18 protein-coding genes are annotated in these 18,439 nt (G+C 47.6%); 5 read left to right on the top strand and 13 right to left on the bottom strand.

The window, feature by feature from the left end; genetic code table 11:
• Positions 1 to 97: 97 nt before the first annotated feature.
• From pobA to H2R00_RS16870, 6 genes are read right to left on the bottom strand one after another with little or no spacing between them, the layout of a single operon-like run.
• The gene (pobA, locus tag H2R00_RS16895; protein ID WP_182069905.1) at positions 98 to 1,303 is read right to left on the bottom strand and encodes a 4-hydroxybenzoate 3-monooxygenase; all 1,206 of its coding nucleotides are present in this window, start codon (positions 1,301 to 1,303) and stop codon (positions 98 to 100) included.
• 15 nt (positions 1,304 to 1,318) lie between these two features.
• Entirely contained in the window at positions 1,319 to 2,695 is a 1,377-nt protein-coding gene (locus tag H2R00_RS16890) for an MFS transporter (RefSeq protein WP_182069904.1), read from the bottom strand.
• A 38-nt stretch (positions 2,696 to 2,733) separates the two neighbouring features.
• A complete protein-coding gene (locus H2R00_RS16885) occupies positions 2,734 to 3,585 on the bottom strand; it encodes a DODA-type extradiol aromatic ring-opening family dioxygenase (RefSeq protein ID WP_182069903.1) in 852 nt (283 codons plus the stop codon).
• A 23-nt stretch (positions 3,586 to 3,608) separates the two neighbouring features.
• The gene (locus H2R00_RS16880) at positions 3,609 to 3,800 is read right to left on the bottom strand and encodes a 4-oxalocrotonate tautomerase (RefSeq protein WP_182069902.1); all 192 of its coding nucleotides are present in this window, start codon (positions 3,798 to 3,800) and stop codon (positions 3,609 to 3,611) included.
• Between the two features lie 14 nt (positions 3,801 to 3,814).
• Entirely contained in the window at positions 3,815 to 4,600 is a 786-nt protein-coding gene (locus tag H2R00_RS16875; RefSeq protein ID WP_182069901.1) for a 2-keto-4-pentenoate hydratase, read from the bottom strand.
• Positions 4,601 to 4,614: 14 nt separating this feature from the next.
• Positions 4,615 to 6,090, bottom strand: coding sequence for an aldehyde dehydrogenase (locus H2R00_RS16870; protein WP_154998437.1), 1,476 nt, complete (start codon positions 6,088 to 6,090; stop codon positions 4,615 to 4,617).
• A 201-nt stretch (positions 6,091 to 6,291) separates the two neighbouring features.
• Between H2R00_RS16870 and H2R00_RS16865 the strand changes: the two genes are divergently transcribed.
• Both H2R00_RS16865 and H2R00_RS16860 read left to right on the top strand, forming a co-directional pair.
• Positions 6,292 to 7,071 carry an IclR family transcriptional regulator gene (locus tag H2R00_RS16865; RefSeq protein WP_154998439.1) on the top strand — a complete coding sequence of 260 codons (780 nt, stop codon included), beginning with the start codon at positions 6,292 to 6,294 and terminating at the stop codon, positions 7,069 to 7,071.
• An 18-nt stretch (positions 7,072 to 7,089) separates the two neighbouring features.
• Positions 7,090 to 8,040: an amidohydrolase family protein gene (locus H2R00_RS16860; protein WP_182069900.1), complete on the top strand. Its 951-nt coding sequence runs from the start codon at positions 7,090 to 7,092 to the stop codon at positions 8,038 to 8,040.
• A gap of 41 nt (positions 8,041 to 8,081) precedes the next feature.
• Here H2R00_RS16860 and pta read toward each other — a convergent pair whose 3' ends face one another.
• Positions 8,082 to 9,053, bottom strand: coding sequence for a phosphate acetyltransferase (gene pta, locus H2R00_RS16855; protein WP_154998443.1), 972 nt, complete (start codon positions 9,051 to 9,053; stop codon positions 8,082 to 8,084).
• Positions 9,054 to 9,342: 289 nt separating this feature from the next.
• Here pta and hemQ point away from each other — a divergent pair, with 289 nt between their 5' ends.
• On the top strand, positions 9,343 to 10,107 hold the full coding sequence (gene hemQ / locus H2R00_RS16850; protein ID WP_043925214.1) for a hydrogen peroxide-dependent heme synthase: 765 nt from the start codon (positions 9,343 to 9,345) through the stop codon (positions 10,105 to 10,107).
• Between the two features lie 46 nt (positions 10,108 to 10,153).
• Here the strand turns inward: hemQ and bslA are convergent, their stop codons facing one another.
• Entirely contained in the window at positions 10,154 to 10,693 is a 540-nt protein-coding gene (bslA, locus tag H2R00_RS16845) for a biofilm surface layer hydrophobin BslA (RefSeq protein WP_011198400.1), read from the bottom strand.
• 426 nt (positions 10,694 to 11,119) lie between these two features.
• Between bslA and H2R00_RS16840 the strand changes: the two genes are divergently transcribed.
• Both H2R00_RS16840 and gerQ read left to right on the top strand, forming a co-directional pair.
• Positions 11,120 to 12,466, top strand: coding sequence for a TrkH family potassium uptake protein (locus H2R00_RS16840; RefSeq protein WP_154998445.1), 1,347 nt, complete (start codon positions 11,120 to 11,122; stop codon positions 12,464 to 12,466).
• 237 nt (positions 12,467 to 12,703) lie between these two features.
• On the top strand, positions 12,704 to 13,240 hold the full coding sequence (gerQ, locus tag H2R00_RS16835) for a spore coat protein GerQ (RefSeq protein ID WP_011198403.1): 537 nt from the start codon (positions 12,704 to 12,706) through the stop codon (positions 13,238 to 13,240).
• A 43-nt stretch (positions 13,241 to 13,283) separates the two neighbouring features.
• Here the strand turns inward: gerQ and H2R00_RS16830 are convergent, their stop codons facing one another.
• The 5 genes from H2R00_RS16830 to H2R00_RS16810 form a co-directional block, all read right to left on the bottom strand.
• Positions 13,284 to 14,429 (bottom strand): ABC transporter permease, encoded by a 1,146-nt coding sequence (locus tag H2R00_RS16830; RefSeq protein ID WP_154998447.1) that lies wholly within the window; start codon positions 14,427 to 14,429, stop codon positions 13,284 to 13,286.
• Position 14,430: 1 nt separating this feature from the next.
• Complete coding sequence (locus H2R00_RS16825) at positions 14,431 to 15,552, bottom strand: ABC transporter permease (RefSeq protein WP_154998450.1); 1,122 nt, start codon at positions 15,550 to 15,552, stop codon at positions 14,431 to 14,433.
• Positions 15,553 to 15,568: 16 nt separating this feature from the next.
• The gene (locus tag H2R00_RS16820) at positions 15,569 to 16,504 is read right to left on the bottom strand and encodes an ABC transporter ATP-binding protein (protein ID WP_182069899.1); all 936 of its coding nucleotides are present in this window, start codon (positions 16,502 to 16,504) and stop codon (positions 15,569 to 15,571) included.
• A gap of 103 nt (positions 16,505 to 16,607) precedes the next feature.
• Complete coding sequence (locus tag H2R00_RS16815) at positions 16,608 to 17,714, bottom strand: sensor histidine kinase (RefSeq protein WP_154998455.1); 1,107 nt, start codon at positions 17,712 to 17,714, stop codon at positions 16,608 to 16,610.
• Between the two features lie 14 nt (positions 17,715 to 17,728).
• On the bottom strand, positions 17,729 to 18,367 hold the full coding sequence (locus H2R00_RS16810) for a response regulator (protein WP_154998481.1): 639 nt from the start codon (positions 18,365 to 18,367) through the stop codon (positions 17,729 to 17,731).
• Positions 18,368 to 18,439 lie beyond the last annotated feature (72 nt).

Below are 18,439 nucleotides of genomic sequence, written 5' to 3'. Positions count from 1 at the left end.
TGTAAACCCTTTCGTTATGCATTTCAGCCAACATCCATTATACCATTTACGAAAACATGTTGTGGAAATTTTCTTATCTCCGGCGTTTCCCCTTCATTCAAGTGACGCTTAAAGACGGTTCTCCGAATTCAAGCGGCAGCCCGACGTAATTTTCGGCAAGACTTTGAGCGGCCGCTGTTGAGGTTGTGACATGGTCAAGTTCAGCCAATTGAATTTGGTAATCAAATGGCGTGTAGCCGTGATGGCGGTGCAGCAGGGATGTCATATACCAGGAAAAGCGCTCCGCTTTCCAGACGCGGCGAAGGCAAGCCTCAGAATAGCTGGCCAGCCGTTCGCTTCTGCCGGCTTCGTAATAATCTTCGAGCGCCCATGCAAGCCGCTGAACATCCGCCATCGCAAGGTTCAGGCCTTTCGCACCTGTCGGCGGTACAATATGCGCGGCATCCCCTGCTAAATAGAGTCTGCCGTATTGCATCGGATCGCATATAAAGCTTCTCATCGAGACAATGTTTTTTTGAATGACCGGGCCTTCAGTCAGCTTCCACCCATCATCGGCCGACAGCCTTAAGTGAAGCTTCTCCCATATCCTCTCGTCCGGCCAGTTCCCGACTGAATCTGAAGGACTGACTTGCAGGTAAAGCCGCTGGATTTCCGGTGTCCTCGTACTGACGAGGGCAAACCCGTCTTCATGATGGGCATATACAAGTTCAGGCGAGGACGGAGGGGCTTCAGCCAATATGCCGAGCCATCCGTAAGGGTACACCTTTTCGTACTCTTTGCGGATCTCCTTCGGAATGCTTTGTCTGCTCGGTCCGTGAAAGCCGTCGCACCCTGCGATGAAATCGCAGGTCAGTTCTTCTGTATCGCCGTTTTCATTCTGATAAGTGATGACGGGCGCTTCTGTATCAATATTTGACAGGCGGACGCCAGACACATTGAAAACGATGCGCCCTCCCGATTGCAGGCGGACGGCGATTAAATCTTTGATCACTTCATGCTGGGGATAGATGGCAATGTACTTTCCTCCCGTCAGCTTGTGCATATCAATTCTGTGCCGCTTGCCGCCAAAGCGGATCTCAATCCCTTGATGAAACATGGCTGTTTTCATCATCCGTTCACCGGCGCCTGTTTCATTCAGCAAGTCTACCGTCATCTGTTCCAGAACGCCTGCACGGACGGTCTCTTCAATCTCCTTTCGCGAGCGGGATTCGATCACGACCGCATCGATTCCCCGGCGGTGGAGCAGGTTTGCGAGCATAAGCCCGGCAGGCCCCGCTCCGATAATTCCCACTTGTGTCCGCAAAATGGTTTCCTCCCTTTATCCATGTTTTGATGTAGCTTCTAATGTAAACTCGGCGCTTTCCGACTTAGAGACAAAATCAAATGAAGCATGTTTCTCTTGGACGAGCATGATGCCGAGTGCAGCAAAAACACTCGGGATCGCGAACACCATGAAAGCCTGCTTCGGCTCCATCCCGGAAGCAAGAATCAATGCAAACAGCGAAGGCGCAATGATCGCTCCGAGTCTGCCGACCCCGAGCGCCCATCCGATTCCGGTCGCCCTGATTTCTTTCGGATAATATTCTGAAATATAAGGATTGGCGATATTTTGCGCTCCGACAGTGCATGCCCCGCCTAAGGCAATCAGCAAGTACAAAAGAACGGGGTTCATCGTCATTCCAAACGCTGCAAAACAAAAGGCCCCGATGACATACATAGCCGCAAGCACTTTTTTGTGGCCGGCTTTATCCGCCAAATATCCGCCGAATACCGCTCCTGCGGCTTGTCCACTGCACAGCGCCAGATTGAATGACAAGCTTGACGACAGCCCGTAGCCTGACGCCTGCATCATTTTCGGAAGCCATGTATTCAAGCCGTAGACCATGAGAAGGCAGCTGAAAACGGAAAGCCAGAATGCGAATGTGCTTGCTGCACGTTTTTGTTCGAACAGTTTTTTTACCGGAAAGCCCTTCTTTTCTTTCGCAATCATCGAGATTTGATAATTGTCGTCTTCCCTGTACCGTCCCGCCGGATGCACCTGATTGAGAATCTCAGCCAGCGCTTTCGTCTTTTTCTTCAAAACGTAAAATGACAGAGATTCGGGGAACCGGCTGAAAAAGAACGGGAGCACGAAGAGCGGCACGGCTCCGATCAGATACAGCACTCTCCAGCTTGTCCCGGGCACGGCGAACATGCCGACGAGGGAAGCCAGCACACCGCCTGCGGAATAGCCGCAATACATTGCGGCTACGATCACCGCTCTGTTTTTTTTCGGCGAATACTCTGTCATCAGCGAAATCGCATTCGGCATCAATCCGCCCATTCCAAGAGCAGCGAGAAACCGCATGATCGTAAACAAAAGCGGAGAATCGATCAGCCCGGCAAATGCCGTAAACAGGCTGAACAGAAAGATACAGAAGCCTAACACCTTTTTGCGGCCGTATTGATCTGCGATCGGTGAAAAAATAAGCGCGCCGAGCATCATGCCGATCAAAGTATAGCTCCCGATCGCTCCGGCTTGAATGGCGGTCAGGCTCCATTCCTCCATCAGCCATGGCAGGCTGACGCCGTACATCGCAATATCATAACCGTCAAAGGCGATGGCGAAAAAACACCACAGGAAAACAGTCAGGTGCACTTTGTTGAATTTGCTGGCCGCCATGACTTCTGCTGGATGAACTGAACGATTTTTCATGTTCCCCTCCACGATTCTTATCGTATTATGAAAACCGCTTAACGCACGGTATCTTTGTCATTGAAAGCGTGTGACGAAGCTTTTAGCTCCGCCGGTTCGAATGCCATGACGACATTGGAGCTCCCGGAAGACTGACCGTATCCGTAAAACGTGCTTTTACATCCGTCCTCAAGCACGCCCAAAAGCATTGCGATGTGGCGGCCGCCGGCTTCAAGCCCGGCATTTTTAGCATATTGAGGCAGCATCTGCTTAGCTGATAAAAGATCGTTATCTGTTAAATAAGTTAAAAATTGTGCATCGAGGGCCTGTTCGGCCAATGTCGGCATACATTCAGGCCCCCTCACCAAATGATGGCTGAGTGCCCCGCTGCTGATGAACACGGTTTTCTTTCTGCTTTCTTTCAGCACTTTTCCGGCAAGCCGGCCCCACAAATACGTTTCTTCCAGGTTCGCCGCCAATGTAACCGATAAATCGATGACCGGAATATCCCCTTTTGGAATGAGATAGCGCAGCGGAACAACCGTCCCGTAATCCCAGCAGTAGGCTGGATCATTGATAGGAATGACGGAAAGCCCCCCTTTTGCGCCGGCTTCGGCCAAATGCATCGCCAATTCAGTGTCCCCGGGGTAAGAATACGGAACATCGGAAATTAAATTCGGACACTCCAAAGCTGTTAAAACGCCTTGATGGTCGGGAGCTGCATCGATCAGATGGTCAAAGCTTGACGTCCAGTGACAGGAAATCAGAACAACGGCATCAGGCTGAATTCTTTCAATGGTCCCGGAGAGCCGCTTCATACCTTTGACCAGCTCTTTTTGGAAGTCAGGGGTTTTATCTTCAAAGCACATCCTCGGTGTATGTGGCACAAGTGCCGCCAATTCAATTGACATGTCGGTTCCTCCCATCGCCTTCTTTAAGGTCTTAATTTTGAGACCGGTGTTCCGCCAATGCCCCAGTGGCTTTTAGGAACTTCGGTGACAAGAACGCGGACGTTTTCACTCGGAGCATCAAGGGTGGCGCTCAACGTTTCCGTCACTTTTTGAATGACTTCCTCGACCTTTTCAGGCGGCCGGCCTTCTAATAGTTGAATATAAACGATCGGCATATGATCACCTCAGGTTATGATTGGACTGAAAATGATACATCTCCCAGCCCTTCTACTTGTGCTGAAACGCGGTCGCCCGGCTGCAGCATGACAGCTCCCGTTACACCGCCCGTTAAAATGATGCTGCCGGCCGCAAGCTTCTGTTTTTTCCGGGAGAGCATGTTGGCGAGCATGGCCGCCGAATTTGCGGGATGTCCGACAACCGCTGCTCCAGTGCCCTGCTCTTTGACCTCGCCGTTTATCATTAAAGAGACTCTTGCTTCATCCAGCTTGAAATGGTCCGGCTTCTTCACTTTTTCACCTAACACCACTCTTGAAGATGACGCATTGTCCGCAATGACGTCAGGCAGGGTAAATGAGAAATTTTCATAGCGGCTGTCAATCACTTCAAGAACAGGAATCAATTCAGCAACGGCTTCAAGGACCTGCTCCTTTGTAACACCCGGTCCTTCAATATCCTTCCCCAGCACAAAAGCAATCTCCGCTTCTACCTTCGGGTGAATCAGCTCGTTCATCCGGATGCTCCCGCCGTTTGGTACGATCATATCTTCAAAAATATAACCGTAGATCGGCTCCTCGACGTTCATCTGCTTCATTTTCGCCCGGCTTGTCAAGCCCATTTTCGGACCGATGATGCCATTGCCATCCCATAATTTCAGCTGAATCAGCTCTTCTTGAATCGCATACGCCTCTTCGACAGTCAGCTCCGGGTAGTCCTTTGTGATTCTTTCAACTTCGCGCTTCTCTGTTTCGGCAAGATACAAGAGGCGCGCCGTATCTTTTAATGCTGCGGCATTCATCCGTTTTCCCCCTTTTATAGCTTGATACAAATATTGGTTAATTCGCTGAAGAATTCGAGGCTGTGAATGCCTCCTTCTCGTCCGAGCCCGCTCTGTTTCATGCCGCCAAACGGCGTCCGAAGATCGCGGAGAAACCAGCTGTTGACCCACACCATGCCTGATTCGATTTGCCCGGCTACGCGGTGCGCCCGGCGGAGGTCGTTCGTCCATACGGTCGCGCTTAACCCGTAATGTGTGTCGTTAGCCTGTGCAATGACTTCCTCCTCATCGTCGAACGGAATCACCGTCACGACCGGACCGAAGATTTCTTCTTTGATGAGCCTGGAATTGCGGGAAAGTCCGGTAATAATCGTCGGTTCAAGAAAGCAGCCGGATTCCTGTCCTTCAGGGCGTTTTCCTCCGGTTAAAATACCGCCGCCTTCCCGTTTGGCCAATTCGATGTAGTTCATCACACGTTCGGTGTGTTCAGAAGAAATCAAGGCACCGATATTCGTATCCGGATCAAAAGGATCGCCGACTTTGAGCTCTTTCGTTTTCTCAACGAACTGGTTCAGAAATTCGTCATACGCTTCCCGCTCGACATAGATGCGGGAGCCGCTCATGCATACTTCGCCCTGGTTGACGAAACTCGATTTCAATGAGGTGCTGACGGCTTCCTCCATGTCGGCATCGGCAAAAATAATGTTCGGGTTCTTCCCCCCCAATTCAAAGGAAAGTTTCTTTAATGTTTTCGAAGCAGCTTCCATAATGACTTTGCCGGTTGTCGTTTCTCCGGTGAAAGATATCGCATCGACATCAGGATGCTCAGAAAGCGCAGCGCCGGCGGAATCAGGCCCAAATCCGTGGACGATATTAACGACTCCGTCAGGCATCCCTGCATCATGGCAGATTTCCCCGAGGAGGGTGGCTGTCATCGGCGTCAGTTCAGCCGGTTTAATGACGGCTGTATTTCCCGCCGCCAGGCAAGGCGCCAATTTCCACGTCAGCAAAAGAAGCGGCAAGTTCCACGGATTGATCAGCCCGACCACTCCGACCGGACGGCGGATCGCATAATTGATTGCAAGATCATCAGTTTGATAAGCTTCCGTTCCGGTTCCTCTTATAAAATCCGCAAAGAAATGAAAGTTGAAAGCAGCGCGTGGAATATCCAAAGTGCTTGAGAGTGAAAGCGGCTTTCCCGTATCCAATGTCTCGAGCCTTGCCAGTTCTTCTTTGCGCTCAAGTATGATGTCGCCGACCTTTCTGATGATCCGAATCCTCTCGTCAGCGGTCATGTTTTTCCAGCGTCCGTTTAAAGCACGCCTGGCTGCCGCGACTGCAAGATCGACCTCTTTCTTGCCTCCTTCCGCAACGCTTCCGATAATTTCCTGTGTGGCCGGATTGATGTTGTCAAACGTGCTGCCGTTCTCTGAAGGAAAATACCTGCCGTTTATGTAGTGCTGACAGTCAAAAGGTTTTACGAGTTTTGCCGATGGGGTCTGAATATTCATATTCTACAAACATCCTCCTTTTCAAATCCTTTCCATTAAATTAAATGATTTTAAACGACAAGAAAACAGCAATGTTCCTCTATGCGGAACAAACCGGACATTTTTTCCGAAAATTTGATATTTTCCGCTTTTTTATTTTTCAGATCGTGTTATATTATGGAATAAAAGGTAACAAAAACAAGGGAGAGAGTTGAGGAACCTATGACTGTTGAGACAAAGGACCACCAGCTGCTCGGCTCAGTAAAAAATGCACTTCGGCTGCTTCAATCGTTTACCTTAGATACACCGGAAAAGAAACTAACCGAACTCGCCTCATCGCTCGGCCTCGGAAAAAGCACGGTCTCGCGCCTTTTGTCTACATTGGAAAGCGAAGGGTTTGTCATGAAGGACCCGGAATCAAGAAGATACAAGCTCGGCTTATCGGTCCTGCAGTTAAACACCATTGTCAACTCCACTCTTGAAATCAACCGTGAATCTCAGCCGGTCCTCAAACAGCTGACAGAAGAGACCGGCGAAACGTCGCATATTGCGATGCGCCGCGGTCTCAGCGTCGTTTATCTCAATCGGACGGAATGCCCCCGCCCGGTCGAACTTCTCTCATATATCGGGCGGCAAAACCCGATGCATTGCACAAGCTCGGGTAAGGTGCTTCTCGCCTTTGACGAAGATGGCATATTGGACGAGTATGTGAAGGAAGGCTTGAAAAGCTGTACGAAACAAACGATTACAGACGGGGACAAATTGCGGGAGGTGCTGAAAACCGTGAAAGAAAACGGATTTGACGTCAGTTGCGGGGAATTCATTGATGGTGTCACATCAATCTCAGCTCCCGTCAGAAACCACGCGGGTCGAGTGTTGTACGCCGTCAGTGTCGTAGGCCCTGCAAAACGCATAAAGTCCCGGCAGGCGAAAATCGTATACCAAGTGAAAAAAGCGGCCCGGGATATTTCCGAAAGGATCGGGTACTGGAAACGAATATAAAAATTGGGGGAATCGGCTTTGTATGATCTTCACACTCACTTTATACCGCACGATGTGCTGCTTTGGCTGGACGACAATGAAAAGAGAGTCCACGCGGTCCGCGAAAAAAAGGCTGGCTGCCAAGCCGAGTTTTTGACGGTCAATCACAAATGGGGCTTTGAATTAAAAGAGCTTTTTTACCAGGAGGCTTTATATTTGAAAGCCCAGCAGGAGGCCGGCGTCACACACTCATTGGTATCGCCGGTTCCCCAGCTTTTCCTATACGACCTCGCCGAAGAAATCACAGACGAATTGTCCTTTGTATACAACAAAGCGCTTGCCGGATGGGTTAAAAAACACGACGGCCGCCTCTCAGGTCTCGGCACCGTCCCGCTGAACAGCCCTTTAAAGGCGAGCGAGCGCTTGAATGAGGCGATGAACAACGGGCTTAAAGGAGCGATTATCGGCCCCGGCGCTTCGCAAATGCTTCTCTCAGACGAAGCATTCACACCGTTTTGGGAAACGGCTGACAGAAGAAAAGCGATTATCTTTATACATCCGCTCCTTTCAGAAGATCCGCGGCTCCGCCGCAGGATGCTGCCAAACTTGATCGGCGTTCCGTGGGAAACGACGATTTGTGCCGCAGACCTTTTATTAAGCGGGTTTACAGACCGCTTTCGCAATGTGAAAATTCTTTTGGCGCACGGCGGCGGCTTTTTGCCTTATCAGATCGGAAGACTGAACAAAGGGTATGAAAAATGGGCCGGCGTTTCTTCATCGCTTTCGGCTCCGCCGATCGAATATTTGCGGAAGTTTTGGTTTGATGGCGTGCTGTGGGAGAAAGAAAGCGCAGCATATTTGAAGAAGCTCGTCGGAGAAGACCGCCTTGTCCCGGGTTCCGATTTTCCTTTTGACCTTTGTCAGTGGCCGCCTCTCGATCCCGGCCGGAAAGGGGCGGAATCTCTGCTGAATGTAGCGATTGAGGCATAAAAAAGGCGAACCTCATCAGGTTCACCTTTTTCAAAAACCTACTACATTGCTTGAGCCGCCGTAATCAGCGCAAGATTATAAACGTCCTCAGCGTTGCAGCCTCTGGACAGGTCGTTTACAGGCATGTTCAGCCCTTGCAGAATCGGACCAACCGCTTCGAAGTTGCCGAGGCGCTGAGCGATTTTATAGCCGATGTTCCCCGCTTCAAGGCTTGGGAAAACAAATACGTTTGCATCACCTTTAATGACGGAGTCCGGCGCTTTTTTCTCAGCGACAGACGGAACGAATGCCGCGTCAAATTGGAATTCGCCGTCCAGTGTAAGCTCAGGAGCTTTTTCTTTGGCAATCGCAACCGCATTGGCTACCTTTTCAGTTTCATCTGATTTTGCCGAGCCTTTTGTCGAAAAGCTGAGCATGGCGACACGAGGGTCAATGTTGAACATTTTCGCTGTGTTCGCACTTTCGATTGCGATTTCCGCAAGGTCCTGACTGTCAGGTGCAATGTTGATCGCACAGTCTGCGAATACATACTGCTCATCGCCACGCGCCATGATAAAGACGCCAGATGTTTTCTTCACGCCCTCTTTTGTTTTAATAATTTGCAGCGCCGGGCGAACCGTATCCGCTGTTGAATGAGCCGCACCGCTGACAAGACCGTCGGCAAGTCCTTTATAAACAAGCATCGTTCCAAAGTAATTTTCGTCTAAAAGGATTTGTCGGGCCTGTTCTTCCGTCGCTTTTCCTTTGCGGCGTTCAACGAAAGCCTGAACAAGGTCTTCCATTCCTTCGTATGTATGAGGATCGTATATGTCAACGCCGTCCAGCGTCAAATTCAACCCGTTTGCCTTATCTTTGATTTCCTGCTCGTTTCCTACAAGGATCGGCTTTAACACGTTGTTTCCGGCCAAATCGTTGACAGCTTTGAGAATGCGCTCGTCCAAACCTTCCGGAAATACGATTTTAACTCCTTTTCCTGCTACTTTTTCCTGCACTGTTGTAAATAGATCTGCCACTATATACCCTCCTTGAAAGTGTCACAAATACTTCATTTCTCTATTAAGCATACTCTTTTGTGATATAAATTCAATCCTTCTGTATTTTATTATAATGCTTTCACTTTTTAAACGCTTTTTTTTAATTAATTTAAGTGCAGCAAGGCTTCAAACACTTCTATTAGTATATAACAGCCTTTCCCAGTTATACGACAGATGTCACCTTTTATTCAAATCTTCTATACGGATAAAACGCGGCAAACTATGATATGATGAAAATAAGTACATACAAATTGGGAGTGATTGCAAAATGAGCGAACAGCAAAAAACGAACGAAGCCGCACAAACGCTTGACGGCTGGTATGCCCTTCACGATTTCCGGACAATGGACTGGTCCGCATGGAAAATGCTTTCAAGCGATGAGCGCCAGATCATTATCAGTGAATTTACAGGTCTTCTTGAAAAATGGGGAGCTGCTCAAAAAGAAGGTAATGGAAGCCATACGCTTTACAGCATCGTCGGCCAGAAAGCGGACTTCATGCTGATGATTTTGCGTCCTACGATGGAGGAATTAAATCAAATCGAACTTGAGTTCAATAAATCCAAACTCGCTGAATACACGATCCCTGCTTATTCATACGTATCCGTTGTCGAGCTGAGCAACTATATGGGAAGCGGAGACGGAGACCCTTACGAAAATCCGCAAGTGCGTGCGCGTCTGTACCCTGAGCTGCCGAATGCCAAATATGTCTGCTTCTACCCAATGGATAAAAGAAGATCGGGCGATGACAACTGGTACATGCTGTCTATGGAAGAGAGAAGAAACTTGATGCGCAGCCACGGGATGATCGGACGCGGCTATGCGGGCAAAGTGAAGCAGATTATTACAGGCTCAATCGGATTTGACGATTATGAATGGGGTGTCACGCTCTTTTCAGATGATGTGCTTCAGTTCAAAAAGCTCGTCTATGAAATGCGCTTCGATGAAGTAAGCGCCCGCTACGGTGAATTCGGTTCGTTCTTTGTCGGCAACCGCCTGGCAAATGAACAGCTGCCTGCATTTTTGCATGTGTAATGATAAAAAGCTCCAAAGACCGAGGTCTTTGGAGCTTTTTTGCTATCTACTTGCAGTTACACGGCTGTGTAGGCGGAGTCGCCCTTTTTTGCACCTCGATTGAAGATTCGGCATAGAAAGTCGATCCGAGCCCCAGTACTCTGTTCTCCGCCCGGAATGTATACTTTCCTGCGGCAGGTAGCGTTTTGTTTGCCAGCACCAGCTTAAACTCCGCAATACCAAGCAGATCAATTGTAAGCGGCAGCCTTACCGTTTTTCCGTTGTTCAAAATTTGCCCGGTTGTCAACGCTCTTCCATTCACCGTATCTTTCGTTGTTGCGGAAAATCCCGACGGCAATGTAAATTCAACCGTTCCCAGCGCCAGAATTGAATTAGGACGATACGTTAACTCAATATCCGAGAACGACCACTCCTGTTTGCTGGCACCTGTTATCACCGAATACAAGGAAGCGCTCGCAGCCGGGCGGTAGACAGATTCAGTTTTTGTTGTTTGAGCGCTGGCCTGGAACGAAGGCAAAAAAATCGAAGCCATCATTACGAGACTAACCGCCAGGATTGACAATTTAGAACGATACATTCTTTTCAACACAGCAATTCCCCCTAGTCATCATTTTTTTCATCATTCGTCATGACGAAAGCGTGCAAGAAAGACGTAAAATCAAGCAACGCCTTCTTTCCAAAGCGCCGGCACTTTGGTGATTTCTATTAAAAACTACCATTTTTTCTGCTTGTAGTAAATGTTTTCCATGTCATATTTTTAAAAGAAATGCAAAATAATAGAATTTAACCAGGCGTTGTTCCTCTTGATTTTCTCCGCTGTGCTTTAGTAAAGGACAAAAGGCCTGCCCGCTTCCCTTCTTTTCATTCTCCTGATTTTTTGTTGACAAACGATGTATCTGGCTGTACATTATTGACATTATTGAAACATCACAAACCGAGTTTATGATTGACATAACCTTGCTTTTTCTCCATTCATGTTTTTGACTGAATGGATGAAGAAAGGAACGAAAAAATGCCTAAATTGGTTTCTTCAAATCTTGTAAAAGGTAAGATCATCAATATTAGTCCGCCGCAGACACTGGCTCTCAGTTTCTTGATTATCATTGCCATCGGCGCCTGTTTATTGAAGCTGCCCGGTGCCTCCACAACTTACATCTCATGGGTGGATGCTTTATTTACAGCCACCTCAGCAACTACGGTAACTGGCCTTGTCGTTGTCGATACAGGGGCAGATTTTACGGTTTTCGGACAAACTGTTATTATGTGCCTGATACAAATCGGCGGGCTCGGCTTAATGACATTTGCCGTCCTCGTCGTCATGATGATCGGCAAAAAAATCGGCTTGCAGCAGCGGATTCTCGTTCAAGAAGCATTTAACCAGACTTCTTTAGGCGGGCTTGTCCGCTTGGTCAAGCATCTGTTTATTTTCACCATTGTCATAGAATTTGCGGCATTTCTGATCCTTTCGATCAGATGGGTTCCTGAATATGGTTTGCAAAAAGGCTTGTTTCATAGTTTGTTTAACACGATTTCAGCCTTTAACAATGCGGGGTTCTCCCTGTGGCCGGACAGCTTGTCTCAATATGTCGGCGACCCGATTGTCAACCTTGTCATCACAGGCCTTTTCATTACAGGGGGTATCGGCTTTACCGTTCTGCTGGACTTATGGACAAAGCGAAACTTCCGGAAATTATCGCTGCATTCCAAGCTCATGATCATTGGAACATTGATCATCAATACGACAGCCGCCTTGCTGATTTTTATTTTGGAATACTCAAATCCGGGTACGCTCGGCGGACTGCCTTTAGCCGACAAAATGTGGGGCGCTTACTTCCAAGGTGTGACACCGAGAACTGCCGGATTCAATACACTTGATATCGCCCAGATGACAACGCCGTCCCTCCTGTTAACCATCGTTTTGATGTTTATCGGAGCCGGAAGCGCGTCAACGGGAAGCGGAATTAAATTGACAACGTTTATCGTGATGATCTTGGCGACGATTACCTTTTTAAGGGGGAAAAGCGAGACGGTTGTGTTCAACAGGGCGATTAAAATGAAAACCATTTTAAGAGCTTTGGCCATCATCGTCATCAGTTTTTTATTCGTGCTTTTCGCATTATTTATATTGACGATCACAGAGAATGCTCCATTTTTGGAAATCGTCTTTGAAGTATTTTCCGCTTTCGGAACGGTCGGCCTGTCGATGGGGCTGACACCTGATTTAACGACCGCAGGCAAAGCGGTGATCATGGTGATGATGTTCATCGGCCGCGTCGGGCCTCTGACCATGGCGTTTACGCTGGCCAAGCCGAAGAAGGCGCCGATCCGCCATCCCGAAGATGAAGTGATTACAGGTTAATATGGAGAAAGACCGCTCTATTCGCGAGCGGTCTTTTTGTTTTTCTCTTCCTAACATGATGTGTCGTCATATTCGACCCCGCCCGTTCATACTGTAAAAGGGATGGGAAATATTGATCTATCATCTTGAGTCATCCCCCAGCTTTTTCAGCCGGATCGTCTTCATAGCAGCACTTTATCATTCCTCATGTATGGATGGTAGGCATGACTTTGACACAATGAAATGAGGAGGAACGAGATGAAATTTAAAAAAAATCAATTTCAGCCGCTTCAGGAGCTTGAGATGCCGGATTTCCGGCAGCAAATGGGGCCCAACCCTTATCCGCAGATGGGACAGATGGGGCAAATGTACCAGCAGCAGGGACAGCAGCCTTTCACCCAAATGGGAGGGCAGCAATCGTATCAGCAGCCCGGTCCCCAGCTGACCCAGCCGCAGCCGGCAGGAGTCCAGGTCCCTCCGATGCCTTCAGGACAGCAGCCTTCACCGAGCATCCCCGGCATGCTGCCGCTTGAGCAATCCTACATTGAGAACATTTTGCGGCTCAATCGCGGAAAAGTGGCAACCGTATATATGACATTCGAAAACAATCCGGAATGGAATGCAAAAGTCTTTCGGGGAGAAATTGAAGCAGCCGGCCGCGACCACATCATTTTAAGCGATAGAAAAACAGGCACACGCTATTTGCTGCTCATGGTGTATCTTGACTATATTACGTTTGATGAGCCGATCACTTATGATTATCCGTATTCAATGGCCTCATATACACCAAGATAAAGGTTCGGTTTAATTAAAACCGAACCCTTTTTTTTTATAGATATTAAGCGAAGTTTCTCACATCATTATTACGTTTGAATTTGTAAATAACGATGAGGAAAAAGACAGCAGCGAAAGCAAACAGAATCATGATATTCAAATACAGACCTTGAAGCTGCTGTCCCTCCTGCAATTTTGCCAGCGTATCCAACACCCACCGCTGCGGAAGAAAGTCCGCGATACGCTGTGCGAAAGACGGCATGATTTCAATCGGCCAAAAACATCCGGACAGCATGATCGTCGGCATAAAAATTAAATTTCGCAATACCCCGGATGACTTGGAGCTGTTTGCAAAGACGACGGTGATCAGCGCTAGGCCGACCGCACTAAGCGCAAAGATCAACAGCACCGCTGCCATCTCCCAAAATGAGATGCCGGTCTCCATCCTGAAAACATATTTCACCATAATCAATGTTAAAAAGGTTTGGCATGTGATGACAGACATACTGACGGCTACGTTGGACATGACGTACTGCCTTGCGGTTATCGGTGTGGTCAAAAGCCTGAAATACGTTCTGTTTTCTTTTTCCTTCACTAACAGTTCGGTCAAGCTCCCTGCTGAAAAAAGCATCGCCATCAGAAGAAAACCGACCGTCCGCTCCGTCATGTTTTTATTTTTCGCCGTGTCTTCAATCGTATATGTTTTGACACTCGTTTCAGAACTCCGGTAATTTTTATAAATTTCCTCAAAGCGCTTTTCATTCCCCTGCGCCGATTTACCGATTGCGGCGATATTATCAATATAATGATAAACATACGATTTCACAAACCCGGTGATTTCAGCGCCTTTGACAGATGCAATCGCGATATGAGCCGGTTCGCCGCTCTGCACGCTTTGAGAAAAGCCTTGTTCGAACGTAATGACGCAATCAAGCTCCCCTGCCGCAACTTGACTTTTCCCTTCTGCTTCACTGACCGCACTGATGTTGACATTCTCGATCCCCTTCAAAAAATCCTTAGTATCTTCGGCGATTCGTCCGCCGTCATGATTGATAATTCCGACGCGCAAATCTGTCTTATCCATGCTTCCCTCTGTCAAAAGCGATACGAATATGCCTAGCAAGGGCAGACATACAAACAGAAAGATATTGATCTTCTTTTTAAAAGTGACATTCAGTGTGTTTTTGACAAGCCATAGCATTTCTTTCATCTTACAGCCCCTCCCTTCTCTGCAATGAGACAACGGCAATCAGCAGAAATAACAGGGATAAGCCGATGTTCAGCAAGATTGCGGGCAGCCCCGCCGCTAGATCGTTCGCAAATATGATGTTCATAATGGCTTCGTTTGTCCAGGCGAGCGGAGACATGTCTTTGATCAAAGCTAGAACACCTTCCGCATCATCGACAGGAAAATAAGCGCCTCCGAAAAACGCAACCAGCGGAATCACCACGTTAATGATCGCCACTGCTGCTTCCCCCGTTCTCGTCAAATAACTGACGCCGAGGCCGAGGCATACGGCAAACAATACGATGCTGAACAGCACGGCTGCCACAAGGCCGAGATGATCTCCCCAGTCCGCTTTAAATACGTATTTGCTGAATGCTACGACGGCAAAAATACACAATCCGTTTGTCACAAGATTGCCAATCAGCTTGCCGGCAAAAATCTCGCCTTTATGAACCGGTGCCGCGATCAGCCGGTCGGCTGTTTTCCCAAGCCGCTCTCCCCTTATTAAATAACTGGCGCTTAATGCACTGTAAAGCGCGATCAGTGTGGTCATGGTAACCGCGTAATAATCCATGGAGCTGGGCTGCCTGTCTGAGCTGAGCGACGTCTCCTTGATATAATTGTCGCCCGGTGTGTCACCGAGCACGGCACCCGCTTGCTCAGGAGCGGCTTTGATGATCTCTGCTGCGGCATTGTACCGGTTTGCAAACGCGGTCAGCATTCCTTGAATAATGCTGTTTTTCATACTATTTTTATCCATTTGGTAAAGCTTGATGCCGCTGTTTTCGATTTCAAGATAAACATCGTAGTTCCCCTGTTTGATTTCTTGTTTTTCATCCATATCGGACAATACTTTTTTAAAATGAACGCCGGATGTTTTCGCTTCCTTTGCGAATGTTTTAAAACCTTGCGAAAACGCTCCGTCAGACTTGTCTTTATACAAGACATGAACCTCGCCGACCGCTGCTTGTTGATCGAAAGCATTCGTCAGCGCGGTACCCAAAATCATAATCAGTACAATCGGAAATGCCAGCATAAAAAGGAGCGTCCGTTTGTCCCGAAAAGCCGATACAATTTCTTTTTTCGCAATGATGAGTGTATTCAAACCATGGACCTCCTTTCTAATCGCGCAACTGTCTTCCGGTCAAGGTTAGGAACACGGTTTCCAAATTAGGCGCTTTTTCTTCCAATGAACGAATCTCGGCCCCGTTCTTCATCAGCTTTTCAATAATCTGGTTTAAATTGTTGACGCCTGCATCCGAGTTGATTTTGATCGTATTGTCTTCAAGAGCAGCCGCCTCCACGCCGCTGATCGTTTTCAGTTCGCCGATATCGATATTTTCTGCAGATTTAAGAACGACCTGAATATCTTTCGTGTTGGTAATGATCGATTTCAGCTGCTCCTTCGTTCCCTCGGCGATAATTTTTCCATGATCAACGATGGCGATCTGCGTACAGATCTCTTCAACTTCCTCCATATAATGGCTCGTGTAAATAATCGTACATCCCATCGCATTCAACTTTTTGACGGACTCCAAAATATAATTTCTCGAATGCGGATCAATTCCAACCGTCGGTTCGTCCATGATGATCAGCTTTGGCCTGTGGGCGATCGCGCAGGCGATATTGAGCCTTCTTTTCATCCCGCCGGAAAAATTTTTCGGAAAGCTTTTATGCTTATCGCTTAAACCGACGAACTGCAATGCTTCTTCAACCCGATTGTGCAAATGGGCACCGCGCAGACCATAGAGCCCGGCAAAAAACTTCACATTTTCATATGCCGTTAAATCCTCGTAAATGGCCAGATCCTGCGGAACAATGCCGATATTCATCTTGGCGAACTTGCGGTGTTTTGCAATGTTTTTTCCGAGAATCAAAATCTCGCCTTCATTGCTTCTCAGCAAACTCGAGATCATGTGAATGGTCGTACTCTTTCCCGCTCCGTTTGCCCCGAGCAATCCAAATATTTCGCCCTCTTCTATAGAGAGTGATATATTGTCGACGGCAACGAAGTCGCCAAATTTTTTCGTTAGATGATGGATTTCCAATACATTCATGTTCTCACCTCATTTTGATTTCATTATAAAAAAAAGATGAATGGTGCGGCAGTGCAGCATTTCATCTTTTTCACATGAGAAAATTCATATTCAATTCATGAAATCATTCATGCTTGGGCAGCAGGGTGGTGACAGAGAAGCCGTTCGAACCGTCAACGATCACCTTTCCGTTAACAGAAGCGGCCCGTTCCTCCATCCCGATAATCCCCATCCCTTTCTTAATTTTCTGCCGCCCTTTTCCGTTGTCTTTCACTTCGGCTTTAATGAGCGTATTCAGCACATGAATATAGATGGATACATGTGTCGCATCAGCATATTTCACAGAGTTTGTCAGCGCTTCAGTGATATTTTCAAAAATAATCTTCCATTGAATCTGAGAAATAACATCCAAATCGCCTTTATGCAAAAATGAAATATTCATATGGTACTGCGCCGAACATTCATCGATAAACAGCTTCAATCTGTGGATACCCATCTGTTCTGAGGGCGGTTTGACGCTTTTTAACGTCAATCTGATGTTTTCAATCCCGTCCTTGGAGATGTTAATCGCATTTTGCAGGAGCTCGGAAGCTTTTTCCTTGTCTATGTCAAGAATGCGCTTCGCCGCTTCAAGCTGAATGAGCGCTCCTGTCATGGAATGGCCGATTTTATCGTGTATTTCCTGGGAAAGCCGGTTGCGCTCCTCAAGCTTATACGTATATTCGGATTGTCTGATAAACTCTTTGTTTTCACGCAGCATGTTTGTTAGCTTCTGCAGGTCTCTTCTCGTTTGGTCAATATGATGTTCAAGCTTTTCAATCCGCGTTGCATCATAGCTTGCCGCCCAGTACAGCAAAAATTGAAATGCGGTTGCCAACGCGTAGACCGCTAAGATGCTCTCATTGATAAACAAGACCGGAACGATTGAAGCGGCAAGAACCGCCCACTTCGGCAGCCCGAAATTGGCTGCTCCTTCATACAGATTAAAAGGAAGGAATAAAATAAATAAGGGGTGCACCTCTGCATAAGAAAAAATTGAAATGATGACAGAAATGATAATAAACAGCTTTTTTATTTTTCCTTCAGGTAAAATCGCAATCCCGAGGTTGATACAGGCGTAAACAAGAAGGCTGAACACAAGCCACGGCAGATTGTCAATTTCCGAAGAAACGCATTGATAGATGATGAATCCCAACAAAATCAGTTTGCCGGTCATAATCCGCAATTCCATGGTGATCCCCCAAGTTAAAAGTTAACTTTTCCGGTTAAATAATAAATCGCAATTTGTGTCCGGTGTTCAAGCCCCGTTTTCCCCAAAATCGAAGAAATATAATTGGCGATCGTACCTTCAGAGATAAACAGCTCTTTCGAAATTTCTTTATTGGACAGCCCTCTGGCGATCAGCGCCATAATCCCGAGCTCGCGTTCGGTAAACAGGCTTTCGTCTATCTTAGGTTCCGCTTCTTTATGCTCCGCCAAATTGGACTTAATCTTGTCGAGGATGATATCCTGCATCACAATATGGCCGTTGAACACACTTTTAATCGCGTCTCTGATTCGCTCGGGCTCGGCATTTTTCAGCAAATAACCTTTTGCTCCGTTCCGTATCGCAGCGACGATGTATTCGTCGTCATCAAACGTCGTTAAGATAAAAGGCTTGGTGCCCGTTTCTGAAATAAACCGCGCAGCTTCCACTCCATCCATGTTGGGCATGCGGACATCAAGCAGTGCAATATCCACAGCTTGGGCGCGGCAAAATTCGACCGCCTGCAAGCCATCCTCCACCGTCGCCAGCACTTCAAATTCATCATAAGTGCTCAATATGATTTTCATGCCCTCTCTTATGAATGAATTGTCATCCGCAATGATCACTTTAATTTTCATCCTTTGAACGGAGACCGGTCCTCCGCCGTGCACATCCCTTCTGTCAAAATGCAAAAGCCGGGTCTTTCGCCC

The sequence above is a fragment of the Bacillus haynesii genome (assembly GCF_014042035.1).
Lineage (GTDB): Bacteria > Bacillota > Bacilli > Bacillales > Bacillaceae > Bacillus > Bacillus haynesii.
The sequence above is the reverse complement of the archived record's forward strand: the minus strand, read 5'-3'. Positions and strand labels throughout refer to the sequence as shown.

Coding starts and splice junctions, on each gene's coding strand:
- H2R00_RS16890 (WP_182069904.1), bottom strand. CDS start 2,695: ATGAAAAATCGTTCAGTTCATCCAGCAGAAGTCATGGCGGCCAGCAAA.
- H2R00_RS16885 (WP_182069903.1), bottom strand. CDS start 3,585: ATGTCAATTGAATTGGCGGCACTTGTGCCACATACACCGAGGATGTGC.
- H2R00_RS16880 (WP_182069902.1), bottom strand. CDS start 3,800: ATGCCGATCGTTTATATTCAACTATTAGAAGGCCGGCCGCCTGAAAAG.
- H2R00_RS16875 (WP_182069901.1), bottom strand. CDS start 4,600: ATGAATGCCGCAGCATTAAAAGATACGGCGCGCCTCTTGTATCTTGCC.
- H2R00_RS16870 (WP_154998437.1), bottom strand. CDS start 6,090: ATGAATATTCAGACCCCATCGGCAAAACTCGTAAAACCTTTTGACTGT.
- H2R00_RS16865 (WP_154998439.1), top strand. CDS start 6,292: ATGACTGTTGAGACAAAGGACCACCAGCTGCTCGGCTCAGTAAAAAAT.
- hemQ (WP_043925214.1), top strand. CDS start 9,343: ATGAGCGAACAGCAAAAAACGAACGAAGCCGCACAAACGCTTGACGGC.
- H2R00_RS16840 (WP_154998445.1), top strand. CDS start 11,120: ATGCCTAAATTGGTTTCTTCAAATCTTGTAAAAGGTAAGATCATCAAT.
- gerQ (WP_011198403.1), top strand. CDS start 12,704: ATGAAATTTAAAAAAAATCAATTTCAGCCGCTTCAGGAGCTTGAGATG.
- H2R00_RS16830 (WP_154998447.1), bottom strand. CDS start 14,429: ATGAAAGAAATGCTATGGCTTGTCAAAAACACACTGAATGTCACTTTT.
- H2R00_RS16820 (WP_182069899.1), bottom strand. CDS start 16,504: ATGAATGTATTGGAAATCCATCATCTAACGAAAAAATTTGGCGACTTC.
- H2R00_RS16815 (WP_154998455.1), bottom strand. CDS start 17,714: ATGGAATTGCGGATTATGACCGGCAAACTGATTTTGTTGGGATTCATC.
- H2R00_RS16810 (WP_154998481.1), bottom strand. CDS start 18,367: ATGAAAATTAAAGTGATCATTGCGGATGACAATTCATTCATAAGAGAG.